This is a genomic window from Psychrobacter proteolyticus (genome assembly GCF_039762275.1).
Taxonomy (GTDB): Bacteria; Pseudomonadota; Gammaproteobacteria; order Pseudomonadales; family Moraxellaceae; genus Psychrobacter; species Psychrobacter proteolyticus_C.
The window spans coordinates 350,521-373,699 of the sequence record NZ_JBDLOB010000002.1; the positions used below are offsets into that span (position 1 = coordinate 350,521).

Below are 23,179 nucleotides of genomic sequence, written 5' to 3' on the forward strand. Positions count from 1 at the left end.
ATTCAAAATGTCACGCCTGACATCAACCTGATAAAAATCAATGAGTCAGCCAGCGGATATTAAACTTTTGACGCTTTCTATTTTAGACTAAGCTCACTTTCAATATACTCAGCCCATTGATTGCTTTTAGCATCGCTATCGGTATCTTTATCTGTCTGCTCAGAACTCAAAAGCCAACTCTCAAATGGCGATGCTAGTAGTAGAGGAATATCAGTTTGTATGTCGCTTCCATTTTCAGATTTTTTTATAAAGGTAATGCTAACTACCATTAAGCTTTCTCGTAGCCATAATGGAATCCCAAGCGTTTGATACAGTTTTTTGCCTGCTTGTGGGCGCGTAGCCATCTCGGTCTTTAACCGCTGTTTACGGCCTAACGGCGCAATTTTTAACACTGCCTGCTGTGCTATACCGTCCGTACTATTTTCTAGTAATCGTAACAGCGCATCTGCTTTTACTGGCAACTGCCAAGTATAACGATCACTGCTACGCATGATGAGTGATGTTAAATTATTAACTGAATGACTAGATGAGTTACTAGATGAGTTACTAGATAAAGTCAGTCTAGATAATGGTAGTACTTGCTCGATCAGTGGTAGCTTCAGCCAAGACAGCCATTCGCTGCTCATACGATAGAGCTGCTGACGATAGCGCCGAATGGTATAAGACGCCTTACGACCTTGCCAAAATAATTCTGTTTGATGATCTTGGTCATCGCGTTGGCTGAGAGTTAGCACATCATCGACGAGTTGTTTAGCAGGTGGTAACGGCTCATCTTGACCCAACCAATAGTGCAATAGTTGCCGCTGACGATACATGGGTAGCTTTTGCAACGCATTGATATTTAGCACGCGCTGCGCGGGTAAAAGTTGCAGGTCTGTATTTTCTGTCTGCTGCATATCCTGCATAGCTTGAGAATTGATTGTATCCTGTGCATCACTTAACAGCTGTGCACTGCGAGCAATATTATCGATGACATTGGGATTGTATGTAGCCAGTATTGGCATGATGTCGCGTCGTAGTCCACTACGTAAGTTGTCGCCGCTGTCATTAGTAGGATCATCTATATAAGGCAACTCTAAACGCTTAGCATAGGCGCTAATAGTGGCTCGTCGTATCGTAAGCCAAGGTCGCCACAGGACATTGCGCTGCCCGCCTTGTCTTCGTACACTCCACGGCTGTATACCAGACAGACCGTTGACTCCTGCTCCTTGAATCAATCGCATTAATACCGTTTCAGCTTGGTCATCAGCGTGATGCGCTAATAGCAATACATCATCTTGGTTAATATGAGCACGCATAATATTATAACGCGCTTGCCGAGCGGCCTGCTCATCATACCCATTCACTTGTGCCTGTAAAATGCGACAAGGCAACTGCTGCGCTTGCGCCCAATTGGCAACATGCTTAGCCCAATACTGACTATCCGATTGTAAGCCATGATCGACATGTAAAAGCTGCGGCAAACATGGCAACTTACCTTGTCGGTAGAGCTGCACACACAGCGCCGCAAGAGCTAATGAATCACGCCCACCACTACATGCTAGCCAAAGACGGCGACCATGCAACTGATCACTATACTCAGACATACTGCTCAAGAAAGCTGTCGCCAGAGTCTCATCAACTGGCAAATCGCCAATTGATTTAATAGGGTGTGAGATGATTGCGCTGCTGGTCATAGTCAGCCTTATTTTTCGTTATTTTAGATGCTTCATATAATAACAGCCAAAAAAAAACGCGCCATTAAATGACACGTTTTTATTTTAGCATTAAGACTCAGGCTCTAATATAAAAAGCCCATTATTGAATAATAGCGACTTAACAATAAAGACGCCATAGCAACCAATTAAGCAGGCAACATCACTTCTGAGTTGAAAGACTTTAGTTTTTCATAACGTAGCTCACAACGCTCTTGAGGATCTAAATCTTTGATCTCATCAAGCTGCTCAGTAATCAGTGCTTTTAGCGCATTCATTACAGGTTGTGGCTGCACATGTGCGCCTTCACCCTCTTCGATGACAGCGTCAATCAAACCCATTTGATAAAGGTTAATGGCGTTTAGTTTTAGCGCTTCACTAGCATCTTGTGCTTTTTCAGCGGTTTTCCAGAGGATAGAAGCACAACCTTCTGGCGAGATCACTGAGTAAATGCTATTTTGTAACATATTTACTTTATCACCAACACCAATTGCCAGAGCGCCGCCTGAGCCGCCTTCACCAATAATAGTCACAATTACAGGCACTTTCAGACTAGAAAATACAGCAATGCTTTCTGCAATCGCTTGCGCTTGTCCGCGCTCTTCTGCACCAATACCAGGATAAGCACCTTGGGTATCTACAAAGGTCATCACCGGAATGTTAAAGCGCTCGGCCATTTTGACCAAACGAATCACTTTGCGATAGCCTTCAGGATTGGCCATACCAAAGTTATGAGCAATACGCTCACGGGTGCTACGACCACGATGCTGACCAATTACCATCACAGGCTGACCATCAAAACGTGCAAGACCACCTAAAATGGCTTTGTCATCGGCAAAAGCACGGTCGCCATGCAACTCGTCAAATTCGGTAAAAAGCTGATTAACATAGTCCATAAATAATGGACGCTTGGCGTGTCGTGCAAGCTGCACACTATCCCAGACAGTGCTCATAGACGCTTCCCTTTAATAATTATACTTAATGTATTTATGTTTAAGAATAATATCGTTATCCGTATTCAGATAATGAAAGTACAGTTGTAAACTCAATAGGAGCTATAGTAGCACATCTTAAATAGCATGACATTATCGACAACGCCGCTTTTGTTACATTAATCTTTAACTCAATACTTACAATGGTAACTGCTCAACCTTTGGAGTCTCGGCCTCTTGGGCTTCAATCACACTAAGCTGTACGCCCCACTTAGCAAACTGGTCAATCTCAGTACGCAAATCTGCCAGCAAGAAAGCATAATGCTCACTGCTATCCGCTAAAGTGATTTGCCAGCTGTTTTCAGCGACTACCTTTAGTTCTAGCTCTGGTAGCGCATAATCACTGCGGCTATGATGTGCCAGTACGGCGAGGCGCAACAATAAGCAGAGATAAACCAACTGGTCACCACCAATCTGACAAGTCTGCTCTAGCATATCGGCTTTGAGCTTGCGGCGATGGTTCAGCATCAGCTGCGCCATGCGTTTCTGATCGACTTGCGAGAATCCTGGAATATCAGAGTACTCCAGCAAATACGCGCTGTGCTTGTGATAACTACTATGACTGATTGCCAACCCTATCTCATGCAAGAATGCAGCACGTCTGAGCAAGTCGCAATCATCATTGGACAGCGCAAGCTTGTCTTTTACTTGTTCAAATAAATGACGGCTGGTTTTCACCACTTGCTTGGCTTGCTTTTTATCTCCTGAATAACGCTTGATTAATGCCAATACACTGCGGTCACGCACATCTTCACTAGCAAAGCGCCCGAGCATATCGTACATAACGCCTTCACGTAACGCACCATCTGAGTAGGTAATGGTCTCAACGCCTAATACTTTCATCACTGCACGCAGTACTGCCACGCCAGCAGGAAATACAGCTTTACGATGTTCTTTGACGCCTTCTAACTCGATATCATCGATATTGCCAATCTTGATCAGCAATTTCTCTAATTTTTTGACACCTTTGTAAGTAATGCGTTCTTGCTCATCGGCCCAACCTTTTGATACTAAAACATTACGCACCGCTTTGATTGTACCGCTTGAGCCGACTACGCTACTCCAGCCTGTCTTTTGATAACGACCGTTAATCGCTAAGACTTCTTTACGTGCACCTGAAATGGCACTATTAAAAGCTTCTTTAGTAATCAGGCCGTCAGCGAAGAATTTTTGGGTAAAAGAAACACAGCCCATTTGTAAACTTTCAGTCAATAATGGATCGAAATTTTGACCAATAATAAACTCTGTCGAACCGCCGCCAATATCCATAACCAAGCGTTTATCACTACTCTCGTTGGTATGCGAGACGCCCAAATAAATCAATCGCGCCTCTTCTCGGCCCGCGATAATTTCGATAGGTTTCGGCAAGATTTTATTGGCACGAGAAATAAAGTCGTTGGCGTTTTTGGCTTGACGCAACGCATTGGTCGCGACTACACGAATACGCTCTGGTGGTACTGAATCCAAGCGCGCCACAAAGCGGCTTAAACAATCAAGACCACGCTGTTCAGCAGCTGCGCTTAGAATATTATTTTCGTCCAGACCGGCGGCGAGCTGTACCTTTTCAGACATCGAGACTACTTTTCGCACTTCCCCATGGTCAAGACGAGCAATAGCTAAATGGAAACTGTTGGAACCAATATCGATGGCTGCCATCATTTCATCATCGCCAATTGGCGGATTCGTAAGGTAGTCAATAGGCATAGGACAAGTCGTCACCGTGTTAGAGAGAGTGGATAGTTTACCAAAATCACGTGCTATATAGTTATAAAATCACATGTATAGAAAAAAGTCATAACCACAAAAATCAGGGCAATTTTATCATTAAAGCATTTATGCCAAACACTCGCAAGCAATGCAAAACTGTAGTGGGGACATCGAAGACCACCCTATGAGCTAACAGGTATCGGCTCAGTATCTAGCGCTTGTGTTACTCATATCGGTTTGCTACATTGAAAGCTATCAATATCATGATAAAAAACCGTTATTTACAGAATTTTTATCCGTATAATTTACTTCAAAAGTCACCAGTTAATCGGTTAAAAACCATCTGCAATTAATAGTTATCAACCTCACCAGCAAGGAAGCTAGTCACATGAATCAGACCATCACAAAAGACGCTACCCAAAATACTGAAACCCCTATTAGTAGCGCTAAAAAAGACATGGTAAAAACTGAAACTTCGCCTAAACAAGCATTTTATGATTTTTACTTAGATGAGCATCAAAACATGGCCTGTCGCCGTCTACATTTTGCAGGTAGTAGCTTTGGCCTACTAGGATTGGCAAAGTCTGTCAAAACTGGCTCAGCTAAGCCTTTGGTAAAGGGCATTGCTGCTGGATATGCCTGTGCATGGGTTGGACACTTTTTCTTTGAAAAGAACAAACCCGCTTCTTTTAAGTTTCCATTGAAAAGCTTTGTCAGCGATTTCCGTATGTATAGCGATGTGCTACGAGGCAATCTGAGCTTGAGAGATCGCAAGTTTGATAAAGCACGATGAAGTTTAGTCGTCATATAAGTTAAATGACACACTTTGTATTCTTCCCAATACGATTATAAATAAGATATCGATAAACAAAAAAAACCAGCAAAGATCACAGGACGATCTCGCTGGTTTTTTAAGCTTTAACTTTTTAGTTAGCTAATAACTTAAATGGCTAAACTATGCTTTTGCCATTTCTGCAAATATCTCATCAGCCGCTTTGATTGACGCATCAATGTCTTCATCACTATGTTTGATAGACATAAAGCCTGCTTCATAAGCTGATGGTGCCAAATAAATACCGCGATCTAGCATACCGTGGAAGAAAGTATTGAATACGTCCATATCGCACTCTGTCACGTCATCGAAGTTTTTTGGCGTTTCGGTTGCGTTATCTTTGACAAAGAACATGCCAAACATACCGCCAAGCTTATTGGTACGTAGATGAATACCATGTTTATCAGCTGCTGCTTGGAAACCATCCACTAGGTGATCAACTTTCGCCGCTAACTCGTCGTAGAAACCCTCTGCCGTTAAGTCTTCAAACATCGCAATACCAGCACGCATCGCTAGTGGATTGCCTGATAACGTGCCAGCTTGATAGACGCCGCCAAGTGGCGCGATGCAAGACATGACTTCTTTTTTACCACCGAAAGCACCAACGGGTAAGCCAGCACCAATGATTTTACCGAAACAAGTCAAGTCTGGGTCAATACCGAAATGGGCTTGCGCGCCGCCAAGACCCACACGGAAGCCCGTCATGACTTCATCAAAGATTAATACCGCGCCATTAGCCGTACATTCTGCGCGCAACGTATCATGAAACTCTTGTGTTGGAATAACCATGTTCATGTTACCAGCGATAGGCTCTAAGATAACGCAGGCAATTTTTTCACCCCATTTCTCAAAACAATCTTTAATCGCTTGCGGATCATTATAAGGAATCGTAATCGTATGCTTGGCAAAGTCTGCAGGCACGCCTTTCGACGTTGGCTCACCAATATCAAGCATGCCAGAGCCTGCTTTTACCAACAGGCTATCTGAATGCCCATGGTAGCAGCCTTCAAACTTAACGATTTTGTCACGCTGAGTATAACCACGTGCTAGACGAATCGCACTCATGGTCGCTTCTGTACCAGAGCTGGTCATACGAATCATCTCAACACTCGGTACGATGTCACAAATCTTATCAGCAACTGTCGTCTCGAACGGTGTGGGCGTACCAAAGCTTAGACCATCATCAGCCGCTTTTTTCACCGCATCGATGACTTTTGGGTGTGCATGACCCAAAATCATTGGGCCCCACGAGCCAACATAATCGATATAGGCATTATCTTCGGTATCGTAAATTTTGCTACCATTAGCACGGTGCATAAAGATTGGCGTACCACCAACCCCTGCAAAGGCACGAACTGGCGAGTTAACACCACCTGGGATGTGTTTACGTGCTTGTGCAAAGAGCTGTTCGTTTTTAGTACTCATAATTATTCTCTACTTATAGCGACATTTATAACGACAATGTTTTATGATTGAGCGTCTATTTTATATTTGTTTATTAACGAATCTTTCAAGAAGTTTTTACAATTTAAGCTTTTTTGACCACAGAAGATTTAAGCTTCATTGGTCCGTAGCCATCAAGTTTGCAGTCGATATCATGACCGTCAGTAGCATCTGGCAACAGACGTATGCTTTTCGCTTTCGTCCCTACTTTAATTACGATTGAAGAGCCTTTGACTTTTAGGTCTTTAATGACCGTCACCGCATCGCCGTCCTGTAGCTCATTGCCAACAGCATCACGTATGACTGCGTCTTGGTCTTCAGCTTGCGCTGCATCAGTCTCAGCCGCTGTCCATTCATGAGCACACATAGGACATACCAGTAACGCACCATCTTCGTACGTATATTCAGCATCACATTTAGGGCAATTTGGTAAGCTCATTATTTCCTCGGCAGCCATCGTACATTAGGTTAATTGTAGAGCTGATATTGTACCGTAACTCACCATCTTTAACCAATTTGTACGCTTGAAAATCAAACGCTATGCCCAATTTAACACTTAACTCGTCGCTTATTGATGACGTTTTTTATGACAGGGTTTTTTGTGGTACTCTTCTTAACTTCATTTAGATTTATGTGCACAGATACTGTCAATGACAAAAGCGCCCATATAATTTTTTATCACTTCGATTTACCCTCTATATTAATAAATAAGCTCTCCTCAGAAGGATAATAACAATGACTCAGTCTTCGAATCTATCAGCCGTACCGCAGTTTTCGCAATTAACTATCCAAGGCGAAGACGCCGAAAAATTCTTGCAAGGACAATTAACGTGTGACGTTACCAAGCTCGGGCTTAGCTATCAGGCAGCCGCCATCGGTAACCTAAAAGGTCGTATTGAGTTTGGCATCTGGATCAAAAAACAAGCAGAAAAACATTATGATGTGGTCATAAGTAGCGACTGTGCTGAGTCTTTTCAGGCACACCTTAATAAGTACGGGGCGTTTTCTAAATTTGAAACCAGTGAACCAGCAGCGATTTATCCCTGCGTACTAGCAGATGAGCCGACTTTTAGCCACAAAGACGACCATAATACTGCTGAGGATACGCAGGCTTGGATGGCATGCAGCTTAGCTACTGGTAATTATTGGATTGTAGCTGCGACTCAAAGTGAGTTTCAACCGCAAGAGCTGCGCCTGCATCAGCGCGGCGGCATGGACTATGATAAAGGCTGCTACTTGGGCCAAGAAGTCATCGCTCGCATCTACTTTAAATCTGCACCCAAAGCATTTTTGCACTATGTGCAAGGTACTGGTGAAGCACCAAGCGCAGGTGACAAGCTCGATAAAATCCAAGTGGTCAATGCGATGAAAAATGACGATGGCTTTACCGCTTTGGTCGTAGCGCGTCCTGAACAGTTGGCAGAAAGCGATTTGAGCATATTGGACTTGCCAGCTGCACTACAAGTAGATGTCGCACGCCCGAAATAAAAGCACATCGAATCAGGCAAGCGACGCGGCAAAGGTGATGGTCGTTTAATACAGCGCGACCGTCATGATTAACATGAGCATAGAGAATCCCATGACACATATTGCGGTACTCGGAGCAGGCGTGGTGGGCGTGACCACCGCATGGTATCTACGTCAGGCAGGCTATGATGTGACCGTGATTGAGCGTGAATCGGCGGCAGGTATGCAGACGTCATTTGCCAATGGCGGTCAAATATCTGTCTCACATGCCACGCCTTGGGCCAATCCTGCGACCCCGATGAAAGCGCTCAAGTGGCTGTTTAAAGAGGATGCTCCACTACTCTATCGCTTGCGTGCGGATAAAGCGCAGCTCAAATGGGCCATGCAGTTTCTGCAAGAGTGCCGCGCCGATAGAGCCGATGCCAATCTAGTGCAAATGGTGCGTTTAGGTCTATATTCAAGAGATACCTTACAACAGCTGCGCGCGGATATTGGTATCGACTACGAGCAGCAAACACGCGGTATTATGCATTTTTATACCAATCAGGCAGAGTTTGATGCGGCTATCGAACCAACCGAACGCATGCAAGCGCTTGGTTGTGAGCGCCATGTGATTGATATCAATAATGCCGTCAACTTAGAACCAGCGCTTTACCCAATTGCTCATAAGCTCACTGGAGCGACCTATACCAGTCGTGATGAGTCTGGCAATGCACATTTATTTACTCAACGGTTAGCACAGTGCTGCATTGATGCTGGCGTACAGTTTTTATATGATACCGAGATTTTGGCACTCAATGCTGATGCTGACTCTGCCCGTCCGCATGTGCACAGTATTACCATCCGTCCAAAAGGCGAAAATGCGCAGACTTTCACGGCTGATACTTATGTGGTCGCGCTTGGCAGCTATAGCGTACCTCTGCTAAAACCTTTGGGCGTCCATGTACCTATTTTTCCAGCAAAGGGATATTCAGCTACCTATACGGTGAATCCACGAGCACCACATCTAGCGCCTTTTGTCAGTTTAATTGATGATGAATTCAAACTGGTTACCTCACGACTGGGTGACAAATTACGTGTTGCTGGTACAGCTGAATTTAATGGCTATAACCTAGATTTAAATGCCACGCGCTGTGAGGCCATCACTCGCCGCGTACAGCAATTATTTCCGAAAGGCATTATCGCAAACTCGGTGCAATATTGGACAGGACTGCGCCCGATGACCCCATCGAACGTACCTTTGATTGGTCGCGCACACTGTGGTCAAGTCAAACATGGTAGTCATAATACTTCAGCGACTTTTGACAATTTATGGCTCAATACTGGACATGGCACATTGGGATGGACACACTCTTGCGGCTCTGCAAAGGCCCTTAGTTTGCTAATCCAAGGCGAAACCCCTAAGGTCAATTTTGATTTTATCGGTATGAGCGTTTGATCGGCTCAACGACGTATTCAGATTGCAAAAAAAGGCGCTCACTTTACGTGAACGCCTTTTTTGTATTTCTACAAACTTATCATTAATTTTATGCTAGTGCGCCTTCTGCTACAGTCTCTGTAGCAGTCGATAAACCATCAACACCCATATCCAATGCTTCTAATTGCACAGGCACACCGTTAACGGCAGCATTACCACTCAACTGATCAATCAACGTCTCATCAGTCAAATCATTAACGCTGACACCTGCATGCGCTTGCGCAATTTTCTGCTTCACCCCTTTACGTCCGTGACCAAAGCCGTGCGGGATGCTGACCACTCCTGGCATCAGCTCATCCGTCACTTCTGCTGCAATGACCACGCTACCCACTCGAGAAGTTACTCTGACATCTTGACCCTCTACAATGCCATGTTGCGCTGCCGTTTGCGGATGCAACATCAATGTACAGCGAGATTTACCTTTTACCAATCGATGACTATTGTGCAACCATGAGTTGTTGCTACGTACATGACGACGACCGATTAGCAAAATATCATTACTGTTGTACTGTTGCACCATTTCTTTAACACGTGCCAAATCTGACTGATAAAAATCGACATGAAGATGAATTTGTTTGTCGGCATGTTTAATAGCCTCTGGCAACATACGATGCAGCGGACCTAAATCGATACCATGCGGATTTTCGACTAATGCTTCAAATGTCACGTCTTTATGAGGTCCATACTTTAGGCCTTGCTCTAACAAGAACTTAGGACCAAATGCTTTTGTCGCGGCACGTTCTTTTTGCGTTGCTTCTGGCGCATCCTTGTCTAAGCGGTCAGCCAGTCCTAAATAAATCTCCCAGTCATGCTTGGTATCGTCAGTTTTATCAAACAAAGCAGGCGAGTATTTAGCGACATTGTGCACGGCAAAGCCGTTAAAAGTAATGTCATAATGGTCACGCTCTAATGGTGATACAGGCGGCAGAATAATATTGGCATGGCGACTGGTCTCAGTCACAAAGTAATCAAGCGAGACCATAAACTCTAGTTGTGATAGTGCTTCGTCTAACTTTTCGCCATTTGGGGTACTGAGAACCGGGTTACCAGCGACCGTGACGAATCCCTTTAACTGGCCTTCCCCTTCGACTAACATCTCATCTGCCATCGCAACCACTGGATACTCGCCATTAAAATCTGGCAAGTTGCTAACACGACTATGGCGTTTACCCAAATAGCCTGGGCCTGAGCTGTTCACAACATCGACAGCAGGATTTGGGAACATGAGTCCGCCCACTTCATCTAAGCGGCCCGTGACGATATTGATGACCATAGATAGATATTGGCTGAGCAAACCAAACTCTTGCACCGAGATGCCCATACGACCATAACAAACTGAGCTTTCCGCTTCACAAAACTCTTTGACGATACGTTTGATTTCAGCTGCGGTAATACCAGTGATGTCTGCCACTGACTCAGGCGTATATTGTTCAGCAAACAAAGCAAGTCGATCGATCTCAGGTGCCAAGGTAGCCACTCTAGTATCGAGCTTTGCATAGCCCTGCGTATAGATTTCATTGAGCATAGCTAATAACAGCAGTACGTCCGTCGCTGGACGAATAAAGTGGTGTTCGCTGGCGATGTCAGCAGTTTCGGTACGTCTTGGATCAACTACTACTACCTTGCCATCGCGCGCTTTGATATCTTTTAGCTTTTGACGCATGTTAGGCGCAGTCATGATACTGCCGTTAGAAGCCAACGGATTACCACCGATGATAAGCATATATTGTGTGTTATTGACATCAGGAACTGGAATGCGCAGCATGTGACCAAATAGATGCATACTGATAATATGATGTGGCAGCTGGTCGATAGAAGTGGCAGAAAAACGACTGCGCGTCTTTAAGCTGGTAAGCAGTTGTTTGATGGTCAACATACCGCCCATGTTATGTACGTTAGGATTACCCAAATAAACACCCAACGCATTTTGACCATACTTTTGCTGTATGGATTGAATACCTGCAGCAACTTTATCCAACGCTTCTGGCCAACTAATAGATTTCCAACCGTCTGCCGTTCTCTCTACCGGCTGACGTAAACGGTCAGGATCTTCATGCAAATCTTGCAAAGCGGTGGCTTTCGGACAAATATAGCCTTGTGAAAAGGGATCGTTTTTATCCCCTTTAATCGACAAGACTTTTTCGCCATCATGTTTTATTTCGACACCGCACATCGCCTCGCACAATGTACAAGTTCTAAAATGCGTTTGCGCTTCGCCTAACGTTGGTGCAGCCGTGGTTGTGGCCATAGTCACTCTCCCTGTTGTGTTTTTTGTTCTAGATTTCATGACAATAATTTTTGCTAATTATCATTACTGACTAGTATTGCTTCCGTGCAAAAAATTGGCGAACAGTGCATCAAAGCTGATACTCAATGTGGCAATCGCTTGTTGTCTTGAGTAACGCTGCTGATGACAGCCCAATATCAACTCATGTACTTGTGCCGCCGCCATATCGACGCATAGATTGACAGCACTGCGCTCGCAAGTACGATTGGATAACTGTAATCCCTGAATAAATATCTCTGTCCATTCTTCTTGTATTTCGGTAATCAGATTGCCCAGTCCGTTATTCAATGATGACTGGTTTTCTATGTTGTCACTAAATCTAGGACGGTCTTCGAGCAAGTGTTGAAACAATGCGATATTCTCAAATGCAGAATCAAAAATCATAATCAGGCATTGTCGACATTGCTGATTAAACTGATCTTTACTCAACACATCATAATCTTTGAGCATATTGACCCATGCCAGTCGCATCGGGGATAGATAATTGTCTTTTAGTTGGGCGCTCAGCTCGTTTTGTAGCGCCTCTAGGCTTTCAAAATGATTGTAAAAACTGGGCTGGGCGATACCTGCACCTTTGGCAACTTTATTCATGCTCATGCCCTGAGCACCTTCCAAACTATACAACCGCAAGGCACTTTTTAATAACGCACGCCGAGTCTTGGCTTTTGCCAGCTCACGTTTAGATTCTACTGGGCCTGTCAAATCTTGCGCTAATACATTCAATGCAGAAGTTTTCCTATTCAATAGATAATTATATCGACACACCAGTAATTTACCTTAGGTGCTATTGTGCCAAAAAAATGTGATGATAATGGTCAATTGCCGACAGCGAATATCTTAGCTATAAGGTTATAGTCATTTAAACCATATGTCTATAGCCAAACCCATAGTAGAACTCATGCTTCACAAAATAACTATTTTTAGGCCACCATCATGACATCACCTGTATTCTCCCCTTTAGTGCTGCCTTGTGGCGCTACATTACCCAACCGCTTAGCAAAAGCTGCCATGGAAGAAAACATGGCTGATGTCGGTCAAGTCCCTGGCCCTACTCTGCTCCGTCTATACAAAAACTGGGCCGAAGGCGGGACAGGTCTGTTAATCACGGGAAACGTGATGGTCGATGGCCGCGCTATGACAGGGCCTGGTGGAGTCGTATTAGACAAACACAGTGAGATAGCGCCTTTTAGAGCGTGGGCAAATGCTGCCAAGCAAAACGATACCCATGTTTGGATGCAGCTCAATCATCCTGGCCGTCAAGTATATGCTGCTATGGGCGGCGATGTGCTATCACCTTCTGACGTGGCGATCGATTTAGGCAAGCACTCCCATCTATTTGGTAAACCTCGTGCGATGACGCAGCAAGATATTGAACAATTGATCCAACGGTTTGCCGATAGTGCACTAAAAGCAGAACAGGCTGGCTTCGATGGTGTACAAATTCATGCCGCCCACGGCTATCTAATTTCTCAATTTTTATCACCGCTTACCAATAAACGTAAAGATGAATACGGTGGTTCGATTGAGAATCGGATGCGACTATTGATCGAAGTAATCAAAGCCGTTCGCGCTCAAGTTGCGCCTACCTTTGCAGTGGCTGTGAAGATAAACTCAGCCGATTTCCAACGCGGAGGATTCGATGCAGATGATGCCAAAGTAGTTATTTCAGTGATGAATGAATTGGCGGTAGATTTGGTTGAGCTATCAGGTGGCAGCTATGAAAGTCCCGCCATGCAAGGCAGCACAGCAGATGGTCGTACGTTGCAACGAGAAGCTTACTTTTTAGATTTCGCAAAAGAGATTGGTCAAGTTGCTACCATGCCTATCATGACGACAGGTGGCGTTAGGCGATTGGCTGTCGCAGAATATGTACTGGCGCAAGGGATTGAAGTGGTTGGTATGGGAACCGCTTTAGCCATGAACCCGTCTCTACCAAATGACTGGAAGAATGACAGTACGCTCAGTGCTCATAATCCTATGGTACGCTGGAAAGATAAAACTTTAAGTGCGGTTGCTACAATGGCCCTCATCAAGCGACAATTACAGCGCATGGGGCAAGGAAAATATCCCAAACCAAATGCCTCACCAATTTTCTCCTTGATTTCTGATCGTATACGAATAAAAAAACTCACCAAACGCTATCATCATTATTTGAATAAATATCCAACGAGATAGTTTTCAATCAATTTTAAAGATAATAAAAAAAGCAGCTACTCTATTTTTGAGTCTCTGCTTTTTTATTTGCATAAATATTTTTCAATAAATAATATATTTTTTTAATATTTATATAAACAATAAGTTCATAGAAAAAATTATTATCACGCACAATAGACGCAATTTACGTGGCACTACTACAGAAGCCTTGTAGATAACACTTAGTAAACGCTTACTATAATTGAGTAACACTATAAACATAGCATATACAGACAGCTGAATTGAAAAGTCCTATATTTAATCTCACAAGATATTTGGAACCTATCCTTTATTCTTGTGCAATACAATTAGAATAAAAATTAAATAGTAGTATCAATAATCTAGATCGTGAAATAAGAACCAAAATAGTGATTAAAAAATAGATCAAATACAATAAGTTCAATAAAAGGAAGAATACAATGAACGAACATACTCTAAAAGGCGAATGGAACCAAATGAAAGGTTCAGTTAAACAAAAATGGGCCGAGCTAACAGACGATGACCTTACCCATATCGAAGGTAGCCGTGACAAACTAGTAGGCCGTGTACAAGAGCGCTATGGTCATGCCAAAGAAGATGCAGAGCGTGAAGTAGACGATTGGCGTGTAGAAAACAAGTACTAATATATTCGCTGCATAGTTACTGTACTAAATAAACTGAAAAACCGCATAGAAATATATGCGGTTTTTCTATGGCAAATTTATACTGTACAGATAAGCTGCTGAAGAAATAAATTACCAATCTCCAGACACGATAAAACCGCATAGCAATCAATTGTTATGCGGTTTTATTGTTAACTATCCATGTTACCTATCACGACTGCTTTTCATGCATCCTTGCACAAATATTCAGTATATTGTGATACTGGGCATCCTGCCCTTTTTACTACACTACAGCTTCAGTATTACTTGCTGCTATCAGCAAAGGGTATGTGTCCTTACTTCAATCGCTATTGTCATCCTGACGCTAGTGATCGAATCATTATCCTTAATGCGGTCAACTCAATCCTTGAGTCACATTCCCTAATGCCGTGTGACTATAATGCCTAACTCTCACTCGTATGTTAAGTCGCGTAAACGTCATTGCGTGTAAGCATATGCTTACAACAATCTATTTTACTCGCCACAATTATTACAACTTATTAACGCAAATGACACCTAGCGCAAAGTTTTGTACTCTATTATAGATAATGTAAGGAAATATTTCGAAAAATAAACTACTAAAAATACTTATTGATTACGAACTAATTTAACGCACCAAAATACCTTCAAAATCTTATAGTTATAGATACTTCTAACATATATCGCCTACTTAATACCATCATAGGACATTGCCTCATGAAAACAATAAAACCTTTCTCTATTAAGGCCGCTGTATCTACTGGTCTTGTCGTTGCATTATTGAGTACGACAGTGGGTTGTGCGGTTGTAGGTCCAGGATATGACAATCAGCCCGTATATCATGGTGATAATAATAGCCAGAACAATAATTTTAATCGTGTAAGTCAGCAGCTTCGACAAGACTTACGCCGCAAAGGCTATCAAATTATAGATATCAGAGCTGATAGTTACCGTGGTGATCGAGCTCTTACGGCTTATGCTAAAAAGAAAAACCAAGCCTACGAGCTAAAATATACTTACCCTGCCCTAAGACTCATCAGTTCAAGCAAAAAAGCATGGCCAAATAACTGGGATAATAATAAGTCGCAAAAGAATAATGACCGCTATAAAGAAAACAAGCATCAAGGTAATTATCAGAATGGTCAGCGCTATAAAAAAGGCGATGTCGAAGACACTATTAAAAGAGAGTCACGTTACCCAGTTATCAAACGCCGTGCTATCAATAAAGTAAGAGCGATGGGCTACCGTGTCGAAGATATCGAGATTGAAGAAAAAAATAAGCGCGGCGTCTTCGAGATTGAGGCTAAACGCGGTTCACAGAAGTACGAGATACTATTAAGTTATCCAAATTTAGATGTAATCAAAGTCAGAAAAGATTGATTACTTTCAGCATTTTTAGCCAATTACCTCGGTACATTTAGCTTTTACCCATATTGAGCAACGATATATTATTAGGAAATCATTATGAAAACTCTATCATTTTCGACGTTAAAAACGGTAGCGACTGGTAGCATAGTCGCAGCTTTATTGGCAGTGACCACAGGCTGTGTGACTGCGCCGAATGGCTACAATGGCTATGACGACCTATACGAGCATACTCATAAGGACAATAAAGGCCATAAGAAACACAAAGACAAAAAGAACGACAAAGACAGCTATGTCTCCGTTGTCGAGCAACGAGCTGCTAGTAAAGTCCGTAGCATGGGATACCGTGTCAAAGACGTCAAATACAAAAATGGTGATCGTAAAATTAAGATAAAGGCTGAACGTGGACGCGACGATTATAAAATTGAGCTAGGCTATCCAAGCTACAACGTGATTAAGCTTAAAAAAGATTAATCGTTCATCAGGGTCTGATATTCACTGTTGATACTCAGTTGGAACTCTAAAAACTTTATAACCAAATAAGTCATCAAATGATTTATTTGGTTTTTTTATGAGAATTCTTACACTCCATAAGCTGATATTTTTTTATATAAAACTAAAAATCCAAAACTTTTATCACATCATAAGCTGGTGTTTCATAGGGATGCGCTTCTTTTAACGCGGCAATGGTAGCATCGATAAATGCTTCATCTACCACCATTTCGACTCGCCACTCATCGACCATCTCTAAGCTATTCTGTGTACCAATGTGCGGCATACTACCTGATAATGGCATAAACTGACCAGCTCCTTGTACCTGCCAGCAGCACTGCTCGTAATGTCCAATTTTCCCAGCGCCAACAGCAAACAAAGCAGATTTCACTTGGTCTAACGCTGCATCAGGAATAAAAACGGTCAACTTATACATAGGCTTACCTCATAGAATAGTTTTGAATCTCAATCTGCTAGTTCTTAGATAAGGAAGGATGCTCGGTCCATATATAACGTAGCAGCCAGTCTTTGGCGTCACCTGCATAATCAATACCAATACGTGGGCGTAGTGATACAGGTGGCTGGCAGCCATCATCTTCTATCCAAACGTCTGATGATGGCGAAATAGATTTGCCATATAAATCGCGATCAATTTGCAAGCGTTTGGTCAATTTGCCAGGGCCTGCAAACTGCTTAGGGTGAGTAAACTGCTTATCTGAACTGAGTTGTTGCTCTTCAATCAGACGGTCACTATCATCAGTCAAAAACCCAGCGCGGATCAATACCGATTCAGGCGACTCTACAGAGCCGCTAATCAAATTTAGCATATGATGCACGCCATAGGTCAAATAGACATAGAACACACCGCCTTGCTCATACATAATCTCTGTGCGTGCCGTTCGAGTGCCTGCATGTGAGTGGCAAGCGGGATCATCTTGACCAATATAGGCCTCAGTCTCAGAGATACGCATACGTAGCGTTTTTTGCTGTCCATCACTATCGGTTAGCTGTCGACATAAGACTTTACCAATCAGGTCAGCAGCGACCACACAGGTCGGACGAGTGAACCAGTCAGGCTCCAAAACGGTTGATGAGGCAGTAGACATTAGCGAAACCTTTTCTTATTTTTATGGTCTAATTGATATGAGTAAGTACTAACAAATTAGCATAAAAGTAAGATAAGGTATCGAGGACACTGTTGGCGCTATGTTTGATTTTTTATACGAGTTAAGCGACAAGCCTGTGTCTACAATGGCGATACTGTTGATAAATGGATGGGAATTATAGTCTGTTATAAGTGGTTCTATTATATTTTAAGTGATCTATTAGTTGATTAATAACTATAATTAGGTACTTCCCTTGAGATATGCCTTAAATATAGCTTTAAACCAATCACAATGAAGGCTATACATGGATCAAGAAGCAGATAAGGTAGAACATATGATAGCTAAAAACTTAAGAAGTAATGAGGTTAAAGAAAATAGAAGTGTTACTTATTATATAGGGGGAGGTCTTAGGTTCATTGGAGACAATACCAAGATTTTACTAACTGTTACTTATGGTCTGGGAGCTACTGCTCAAGTTTTAAAATTAAGCGCAATAGATCCTACTTATATAAAATTTTTTTCTGTAACACAGCTAATTGCAGACGGTGCTTTTTTTATATCTCTAATCTTCTTAGGATATATATCCTTTCTTGCCTTTTCTTTATTTTTCAAATTGATAGGCATCAATGACGTCCTCGTTTCTGACCTAAAAAATAACCATAAATCTGAAAGTTTACTGTTAACTATAAAAGGTATTTCGATTTTATTATTACCTTTCTCTATATTTGTTTTTTATCATATTACCATGGCAGGTTATTTCAATAATAAAATTATTTCTATGATAATTACTTACTCTTTTATCTATTCTTTATTAAGTGAAATACTAAAGTACTCTTATGAATATGATAATCATATAGAGAAAATTACAGGTGATGACAAAATAGGTAATGGTGCTGTTTACAGATTTTTGGTAGGTATGGGTATTATATTCTCAATTATCACAATACCTAAGTTTATATACGACACGTATAACCTACCCCCTAACTTAGATAACTACGATAAAGCCAAACAGGTTGTAATGACAGACTATAAAGATCAAGGTATTACTAAGCAGGATGTTGATATATTGTACTTTAATGATAAATTCATGTTCATAGAGATCATTAGACCAAATAATGAAAGGTCTATAGCTGTTTACCAGACTAATAGTATGCTATTTGATACTAGAGTCATAACTCTGAGTGAAGAATAAAAGAGAGTTTCCTAAAAACCAGATAACCATCTAGAAAGCACTATACAATCATTCAGATAACTCAAACCATAGCTACCACTAGCCTACAGCCTTATGTTCAAGTCCTCACCAGGGAACCATTATAAATATCATGACATAAAAAAACTGAGCACATGGCTCAGTTTTTTATTTTATGCTAAGTATCTGATACTTATTTTAATGGTACACCAATACGGTCAGCCACTTCTTCATAAGCTTCAATCACATCACCTAATGACTGGCGGAAACGGTCTTTATCAAGTTTCTTTTTAGTGTTCTTGTCCCAGATACGGCAGCCATCTGGTGAGAACTCGTCACCTAATACGATACGGTCATGGAATACGCCAAACTCTAGTTTAAAATCAACTAAGATTAAATCACCCGCATCAAACAATGCTTTTAATACATCGTTGACTTGATAGGTTAGCTCTTCCATTTTAGCCAGTTGCTCTTTGGTCGCCCAACCAAGAGACACAGAAAGTGACTCGTTAACCATCGGATCACCTAGCGCATCATCTTTATAAAACAGCTCATAAGTTGGCGGCGTCAACGCTTGACCTTCTTCTAAGCCTAAACGACGCACCAAACTACCAGCTGCAAAGTTACGCACCACGCACTCTACAGGAATCATGTCCAAGCGTTTAACCAACACTTCGTCATCAGACAATTGCTTCTCGAAATGTGTTTCGATACCAGCATCAGACAATTTTTGCATGATAAAAGCATTAAAGCGGTTATTAACCACACCTTTACGTGCTAATTGTTCGATACGCTTACCATCAAGCGCTGAGGTATCATCACGGAAGTGCAAAATCAGAAGATCATTGTCTTCTGTTTCATAGACAGATTTGGCTTTACCTTTATACAGCAGTTGTTGCTTTTGCATTATGGGGGTTCCTGTTCGTTCAAGCTTATGTGGTAAAAACGCGCAGCTACCGCTGACTGATGTAAGATACATGGTTTGCGGCTATAATAAAAAACGCAACAGTCAGCGATATAGATAAGGGGGTAAGTTTAGTTCGAAGTGTTGCTAACAGCACGCTGAGGTTTTGGCAGCTGATACTGATTGCCTGACTCATTTTGTAGTTGGAGCGTGTTTGCCCCAGCATTAGGTGTTGAATACAAAGGTACAAAGGGTGCCGTTTCTTGGGCAGCAGGTAGCTCTATCGGTGCAAGCTTTTTGCTTTGTTGATAATCTAAGCTGCCGTTGTCACGTTTACCAAGCAAGTTTTTAGTCGCTTGACAGCCGCTCAATACCAAAGTGCTACCCAAAACCAAGGTCAGCATTGCTGGAAATAATTTTGTCGTCTTTGATGATACTGTTTTTGATGATACTGTCATCATGTTATCTCTCTGAGTTAGCAGTTATTGCTCATGTAGGCGATTGACTTATCATGATAAGTTGACTTGCTGCTAGCTCGAATATCAATTATCGAACTAGCAACAAATCTAAAATCGCCGAATATCAATTGGCTAAATATCAATTTATCGTATGTTTGCTCGAACCAATGCTTCATCGATAGTCGCATGATGCTGCTCGGCGAGCCAAACCAATGGCAGACGGATACCTTTATCGATAATGCCCATTTTATGTAAGGCGTACTTCGCTGGGATAGGGCTTGATTCGATAAATAGGTCACGGTGCAAATGTTTGACCACGTCATGGATTTTACCAGCTGCTTCAAAGTCACCACGTAAACCCGCAGAAAAAGTCTCACTCATGGCTTTTGGCGCTACATTAGCAGTGACTGAGATATTGCCTTTGCCACCTACTTTCATTAGATCAAGCGCAGTGCCGTCATCACCAGATAACACAACCATTCTGTCACCGACGGCTTTGATCAATTGCTCACCGCGACCGACAGATCCTGTCGCATCTTTGATAGCAACGATATTATCGATATCACACAAACGCTCGACCGTTTCTTGAGCGATATCAACCACTGTACGTCCAGGCACGTTGTACAGCATTTGCGGTATATTTACGGCTTTGGCAATGGCTTGATAATGCTGAAACAAGCCTTCTTGTGGCGGCTTATTGTAGTAAGGAGCAACGAGCAACGCACAGTCTGCGCCTGCATCGGCAGCATCCTGAGTCAGCTTGATGGCTTCCATCGTGTTGTTGGCACCAGTACCCGCGATGACCGGTACACGACCTTTGACATGCTGAACGAAATAGCGAATAACATCGCTATGCTCTTGCATAGATAGGGTCGCTGATTCGCCAGTAGTACCAACAGCCACAAGGCAGTGTGTGCCCTGCTCGATCTGCCAATCTATGAGATCTGCGAGACGTTTATAATCGACCTTACCGTCAGGGTGCATGGGAGTTACCAAAGCTACCATTGAGCCTTGTAGTCGGGTTTTGATCTCGTCGTATGCTGTGCTCATAACCGTGCCTTACTGTATTATCCTAGCTTTTATTAAAGCTGTCACATGATAGGTCGTTTGCAAGTGGCCATTGCTTTGTGTGCGTTGATAAACGCTGATGGCGTAACTTACTTGATGTTAATGCTGCGTCTCTACTTACTATAATAGCGTTTGTACCATAGATTATTATATCTACGATATCAGTATCGTGATGGCAATCTACCAAGAGTAGTAGGCATATCTGCTAACCGACAGAAATATAATAATAAGAGTGCTCGTTAGTGTAGCATATTTTGATTTGACCGCTATCAATCAATTGGCAGTCAGTCCATAATTTTAGTACCAAAAAACGTGTTTGATTTTTTGCTTGAATATATAAAGCTTGGTCTACAACCTTGTAGATAAATAGTTACATTATTGAAGGAATATTTTAGCTCAATCAACGTACGCTGATAAGTCTCTTATGTAATATTAACGAATCGTCAACACATCGATAGTAGGTCGATAGAATCGAAAAGGCAACCCTCTCGTACCGATGCCGCTACTGACAAATATCTGTGCACTTGCATGTTGGTATAGACCGCGCTGCTTACCCATGCGACTGTTATATAGCAATGTTGCTTGCTCACTACTGCGTCGAATATCGTTTTGTTTTTGAGCAAGCAGGATATTTTTTTGAATAGCTTTTGCAGCACCGGTTATCAACAAAGGGCGTGGCTGTAAAGATTTTGGCAGATCACTGATACTATCAAATCGTGATGCCAAAATAATCACTGGACTGGTGGCATTGGCAATCTCTGTTCCAAGTATTGCTTTATCAGTCGCCTCTGACGTTTCGATATCTGTAGATTGCTTAGGCACATCTTGCCAGCCGCAAAGCACCGCTACTAATGGATTTATATTCAAGTTTTCTTGCTGAACACTGTCTTGATTATTAGATCGATAATTAGACTGGTTGACGACTGACTGCTTATTTGTTGCTCTTGCACATTTGAGTGGCAATGACGTACATTGCTGACCGATATAATTGATGTCGAGCACATCAAAAGTACTGGCCAATGTATCTTCTAATAGTGGCTGACCTTGCTTGGTCGTATTCATAGATTGATAACGCAAGTCCGAGGTACTCATGACCGTATAAACAGGTTTATTCACCCCTTTAAATAGCATTAACTGACCCACTAAATCCGCACTTGGATAGTATAGCCAGTCGCCCGTAATCAATACGGCATCTACTGACAAGGCATTAATAGTAGAGACCAGCTTGCGGATATGACGCGGCTTACCACCGTATATTCCTATACGCAAATCTGCCAATACAGCGACTTTGAGCGGTGTAGACAAATCTAAGTCAATAGAATGATGCTCTAATCGTAAGCGGTTGGGTTGTACAATGACAGTATAAAAGTACAAGCCCATCATCAATATTGCCATCAGTACGGCAAATAGTGATAGCTGGCCTAACATCGGTATTAGATCCTGTGACCAAACGATAATAAGCAATATCGCCCAAACAAGCATCGTGTAAGCGGCATAATACAATGCTAGCTTCACCCAAATACGCAGAAAGCGCTTGGTAGGATTGGCATTAAACGTTTGTAGCCCTGACCACAGTGCAATGTACGCTAGCAGTGCTGCTGACGTCGTTGTAATAAGCGTATGTAGAGCGGGGTCAGTCATAATTACCTAGCGGTTGCATAATGGTACGAGCCTACTAAGCGACTCGGCCCACCTTAGAGCGTATTGATTGATCAATAACTCACTTAACGAATGGATTGCTGTTGAGGTCTTACTCTTAGCTGTTTGATAAAAAACCAAACATTATAGAGGTCGACCTCCATGATAGACAAGCACAATTATTGACGTGCGCGCTGCCTTTATACTCTGCACCGTAATCTGAGTTACATTATTAGTAACATTAACA

The 23,179-nt window shown here is 42.4% G+C and carries 21 protein-coding genes; 8 read left to right on the forward strand and 13 right to left on the reverse strand.

Annotated elements, in window-relative coordinates:
* Positions 1 to 77 precede the first annotated feature (77 nt).
* From tilS to ppx, 3 genes are all read right to left on the reverse strand, one after another.
* Positions 78 to 1,676, reverse strand: coding sequence for a tRNA lysidine(34) synthetase TilS (gene tilS, locus ABFV72_RS04540; protein WP_347162602.1), 1,599 nt, complete (start codon positions 1,674 to 1,676; stop codon positions 78 to 80).
* A 167-nt stretch (positions 1,677 to 1,843) separates the two neighbouring features.
* Complete coding sequence (locus tag ABFV72_RS04545) at positions 1,844 to 2,647, reverse strand: acetyl-CoA carboxylase carboxyltransferase subunit alpha (RefSeq protein ID WP_102078709.1); 804 nt, start codon at positions 2,645 to 2,647, stop codon at positions 1,844 to 1,846.
* A gap of 177 nt (positions 2,648 to 2,824) precedes the next feature.
* Complete coding sequence (gene ppx, locus ABFV72_RS04550; protein ID WP_347162603.1) at positions 2,825 to 4,390, reverse strand: exopolyphosphatase; 1,566 nt, start codon at positions 4,388 to 4,390, stop codon at positions 2,825 to 2,827.
* Between the two features lie 460 nt (positions 4,391 to 4,850).
* On the opposite strand from ppx, the gene ABFV72_RS04555 reads away from it, so the two are divergent.
* Positions 4,851 to 5,186 (forward strand): DUF962 domain-containing protein, encoded by a 336-nt coding sequence (locus ABFV72_RS04555; protein ID WP_240990740.1) that lies wholly within the window; start codon positions 4,851 to 4,853, stop codon positions 5,184 to 5,186.
* Positions 5,187 to 5,348: 162 nt separating this feature from the next.
* Here ABFV72_RS04555 and hemL read toward each other — a convergent pair whose 3' ends face one another.
* Both hemL and ABFV72_RS04565 read right to left on the reverse strand, forming a co-directional pair.
* The gene (gene hemL / locus ABFV72_RS04560; protein ID WP_347162604.1) at positions 5,349 to 6,650 is read right to left on the reverse strand and encodes a glutamate-1-semialdehyde 2,1-aminomutase; all 1,302 of its coding nucleotides are present in this window, start codon (positions 6,648 to 6,650) and stop codon (positions 5,349 to 5,351) included.
* 103 nt (positions 6,651 to 6,753) lie between these two features.
* Positions 6,754 to 7,107, reverse strand: a complete 354-nt coding sequence (locus tag ABFV72_RS04565) for a zinc ribbon domain-containing protein YjdM (protein WP_057758016.1) — start codon at positions 7,105 to 7,107, stop codon at positions 6,754 to 6,756.
* Between the two features lie 296 nt (positions 7,108 to 7,403).
* On the opposite strand from ABFV72_RS04565, the gene ABFV72_RS04570 reads away from it, so the two are divergent.
* Both ABFV72_RS04570 and ABFV72_RS04575 read left to right on the forward strand, forming a co-directional pair.
* Positions 7,404 to 8,156, forward strand: a complete 753-nt coding sequence (locus ABFV72_RS04570; RefSeq protein ID WP_347162605.1) for a YgfZ/GcvT domain-containing protein — start codon at positions 7,404 to 7,406, stop codon at positions 8,154 to 8,156.
* Positions 8,157 to 8,247: 91 nt separating this feature from the next.
* On the forward strand, positions 8,248 to 9,573 hold the full coding sequence (locus ABFV72_RS04575; RefSeq protein WP_347162606.1) for a D-amino acid dehydrogenase: 1,326 nt from the start codon (positions 8,248 to 8,250) through the stop codon (positions 9,571 to 9,573).
* An 88-nt stretch (positions 9,574 to 9,661) separates the two neighbouring features.
* Here the strand turns inward: ABFV72_RS04575 and ABFV72_RS04580 are convergent, their stop codons facing one another.
* Together ABFV72_RS04580 and ABFV72_RS04585 are read right to left on the reverse strand one after the other, a co-directional pair.
* The gene (locus ABFV72_RS04580) at positions 9,662 to 11,860 is read right to left on the reverse strand and encodes a molybdopterin oxidoreductase family protein (protein WP_347162607.1); all 2,199 of its coding nucleotides are present in this window, start codon (positions 11,858 to 11,860) and stop codon (positions 9,662 to 9,664) included.
* 63 nt (positions 11,861 to 11,923) lie between these two features.
* On the reverse strand, positions 11,924 to 12,622 hold the full coding sequence (locus ABFV72_RS04585) for a TetR/AcrR family transcriptional regulator (RefSeq protein WP_347162608.1): 699 nt from the start codon (positions 12,620 to 12,622) through the stop codon (positions 11,924 to 11,926).
* 210 nt (positions 12,623 to 12,832) lie between these two features.
* Here ABFV72_RS04585 and ABFV72_RS04590 point away from each other — a divergent pair, with 210 nt between their 5' ends.
* The 4 genes from ABFV72_RS04590 (at position 12,833) to ABFV72_RS04605 (ending at position 16,551) form a co-directional block, all read left to right on the forward strand.
* The gene (locus ABFV72_RS04590) at positions 12,833 to 14,074 is read left to right on the forward strand and encodes an NADH:flavin oxidoreductase/NADH oxidase family protein (RefSeq protein WP_347162609.1); all 1,242 of its coding nucleotides are present in this window, start codon (positions 12,833 to 12,835) and stop codon (positions 14,072 to 14,074) included.
* Positions 14,075 to 14,511: 437 nt separating this feature from the next.
* Positions 14,512 to 14,715 (forward strand): CsbD family protein, encoded by a 204-nt coding sequence (locus tag ABFV72_RS04595; RefSeq protein ID WP_057758006.1) that lies wholly within the window; start codon positions 14,512 to 14,514, stop codon positions 14,713 to 14,715.
* Positions 14,716 to 15,429: 714 nt separating this feature from the next.
* Entirely contained in the window at positions 15,430 to 16,092 is a 663-nt protein-coding gene (locus tag ABFV72_RS04600) for a hypothetical protein (protein ID WP_347162610.1), read from the forward strand.
* A gap of 84 nt (positions 16,093 to 16,176) precedes the next feature.
* Complete coding sequence (locus tag ABFV72_RS04605; protein WP_102090887.1) at positions 16,177 to 16,551, forward strand: hypothetical protein; 375 nt, start codon at positions 16,177 to 16,179, stop codon at positions 16,549 to 16,551.
* A gap of 142 nt (positions 16,552 to 16,693) precedes the next feature.
* Here ABFV72_RS04605 and ABFV72_RS04610 read toward each other — a convergent pair whose 3' ends face one another.
* Both ABFV72_RS04610 and ABFV72_RS04615 read right to left on the reverse strand, forming a co-directional pair.
* Positions 16,694 to 17,005: an NGG1p interacting factor NIF3 gene (locus ABFV72_RS04610; protein ID WP_347162611.1), complete on the reverse strand. Its 312-nt coding sequence runs from the start codon at positions 17,003 to 17,005 to the stop codon at positions 16,694 to 16,696.
* Between the two features lie 37 nt (positions 17,006 to 17,042).
* Complete coding sequence (locus tag ABFV72_RS04615; protein WP_347162612.1) at positions 17,043 to 17,675, reverse strand: DNA-3-methyladenine glycosylase; 633 nt, start codon at positions 17,673 to 17,675, stop codon at positions 17,043 to 17,045.
* A gap of 304 nt (positions 17,676 to 17,979) precedes the next feature.
* Between ABFV72_RS04615 and ABFV72_RS04620 the strand changes: the two genes are divergently transcribed.
* Positions 17,980 to 18,867, forward strand: coding sequence for a hypothetical protein (locus tag ABFV72_RS04620; RefSeq protein ID WP_347162613.1), 888 nt, complete (start codon positions 17,980 to 17,982; stop codon positions 18,865 to 18,867).
* A gap of 190 nt (positions 18,868 to 19,057) precedes the next feature.
* On the opposite strand, the gene purC is transcribed toward ABFV72_RS04620, so the two are convergent.
* The 4 genes from purC to ABFV72_RS04640 form a co-directional block, all read right to left on the reverse strand.
* Positions 19,058 to 19,771 (reverse strand): phosphoribosylaminoimidazolesuccinocarboxamide synthase, encoded by a 714-nt coding sequence (gene purC / locus ABFV72_RS04625; RefSeq protein ID WP_057757995.1) that lies wholly within the window; start codon positions 19,769 to 19,771, stop codon positions 19,058 to 19,060.
* 128 nt (positions 19,772 to 19,899) lie between these two features.
* Positions 19,900 to 20,229: a hypothetical protein gene (locus ABFV72_RS04630; protein ID WP_431192074.1), complete on the reverse strand. Its 330-nt coding sequence runs from the start codon at positions 20,227 to 20,229 to the stop codon at positions 19,900 to 19,902.
* Between the two features lie 141 nt (positions 20,230 to 20,370).
* Positions 20,371 to 21,276: a 4-hydroxy-tetrahydrodipicolinate synthase gene (dapA, locus tag ABFV72_RS04635; RefSeq protein ID WP_101204579.1), complete on the reverse strand. Its 906-nt coding sequence runs from the start codon at positions 21,274 to 21,276 to the stop codon at positions 20,371 to 20,373.
* Positions 21,277 to 21,726: 450 nt separating this feature from the next.
* Positions 21,727 to 22,935, reverse strand: coding sequence for a hypothetical protein (locus ABFV72_RS04640; protein ID WP_347162614.1), 1,209 nt, complete (start codon positions 22,933 to 22,935; stop codon positions 21,727 to 21,729).
* Between the last annotated feature and the right edge of the window lie 244 nt (positions 22,936 to 23,179).

What these genes read in the sequence shown, in the direction of transcription:
- tilS (WP_347162602.1), bottom strand. Translation starts at nt 1,676, where the DNA reads ATGACCAGCAGCGCAATCATCTCACACCCTATTAAATCAATTGGCGAT.
- ABFV72_RS04545 (WP_102078709.1), bottom strand. Translation starts at nt 2,647, where the DNA reads ATGAGCACTGTCTGGGATAGTGTGCAGCTTGCACGACACGCCAAGCGT.
- ppx (WP_347162603.1), bottom strand. Translation starts at nt 4,390, where the DNA reads ATGCCTATTGACTACCTTACGAATCCGCCAATTGGCGATGATGAAATG.
- ABFV72_RS04555 (WP_240990740.1), top strand. Translation starts at nt 4,851, where the DNA reads ATGGTAAAAACTGAAACTTCGCCTAAACAAGCATTTTATGATTTTTAC.
- hemL (WP_347162604.1), bottom strand. Translation starts at nt 6,650, where the DNA reads ATGAGTACTAAAAACGAACAGCTCTTTGCACAAGCACGTAAACACATC.
- ABFV72_RS04565 (WP_057758016.1), bottom strand. Translation starts at nt 7,107, where the DNA reads ATGAGCTTACCAAATTGCCCTAAATGTGATGCTGAATATACGTACGAA.
- ABFV72_RS04570 (WP_347162605.1), top strand. Translation starts at nt 7,404, where the DNA reads ATGACTCAGTCTTCGAATCTATCAGCCGTACCGCAGTTTTCGCAATTA.
- ABFV72_RS04575 (WP_347162606.1), top strand. Translation starts at nt 8,248, where the DNA reads ATGACACATATTGCGGTACTCGGAGCAGGCGTGGTGGGCGTGACCACC.
- ABFV72_RS04580 (WP_347162607.1), bottom strand. Translation starts at nt 11,860, where the DNA reads ATGGCCACAACCACGGCTGCACCAACGTTAGGCGAAGCGCAAACGCAT.
- ABFV72_RS04590 (WP_347162609.1), top strand. Translation starts at nt 12,833, where the DNA reads ATGACATCACCTGTATTCTCCCCTTTAGTGCTGCCTTGTGGCGCTACA.
- ABFV72_RS04595 (WP_057758006.1), top strand. Translation starts at nt 14,512, where the DNA reads ATGAACGAACATACTCTAAAAGGCGAATGGAACCAAATGAAAGGTTCA.
- ABFV72_RS04600 (WP_347162610.1), top strand. Translation starts at nt 15,430, where the DNA reads ATGAAAACAATAAAACCTTTCTCTATTAAGGCCGCTGTATCTACTGGT.
- ABFV72_RS04605 (WP_102090887.1), top strand. Translation starts at nt 16,177, where the DNA reads ATGAAAACTCTATCATTTTCGACGTTAAAAACGGTAGCGACTGGTAGC.
- ABFV72_RS04610 (WP_347162611.1), bottom strand. Translation starts at nt 17,005, where the DNA reads ATGTATAAGTTGACCGTTTTTATTCCTGATGCAGCGTTAGACCAAGTG.
- ABFV72_RS04615 (WP_347162612.1), bottom strand. Translation starts at nt 17,675, where the DNA reads ATGTCTACTGCCTCATCAACCGTTTTGGAGCCTGACTGGTTCACTCGT.
- ABFV72_RS04620 (WP_347162613.1), top strand. Translation starts at nt 17,980, where the DNA reads ATGGATCAAGAAGCAGATAAGGTAGAACATATGATAGCTAAAAACTTA.
- purC (WP_057757995.1), bottom strand. Translation starts at nt 19,771, where the DNA reads ATGCAAAAGCAACAACTGCTGTATAAAGGTAAAGCCAAATCTGTCTAT.
- ABFV72_RS04630 (WP_431192074.1), bottom strand. Translation starts at nt 20,229, where the DNA reads ATGATGACAGTATCATCAAAAACAGTATCATCAAAGACGACAAAATTA.
- dapA (WP_101204579.1), bottom strand. Translation starts at nt 21,276, where the DNA reads ATGAGCACAGCATACGACGAGATCAAAACCCGACTACAAGGCTCAATG.
- ABFV72_RS04640 (WP_347162614.1), bottom strand. Translation starts at nt 22,935, where the DNA reads ATGACTGACCCCGCTCTACATACGCTTATTACAACGACGTCAGCAGCA.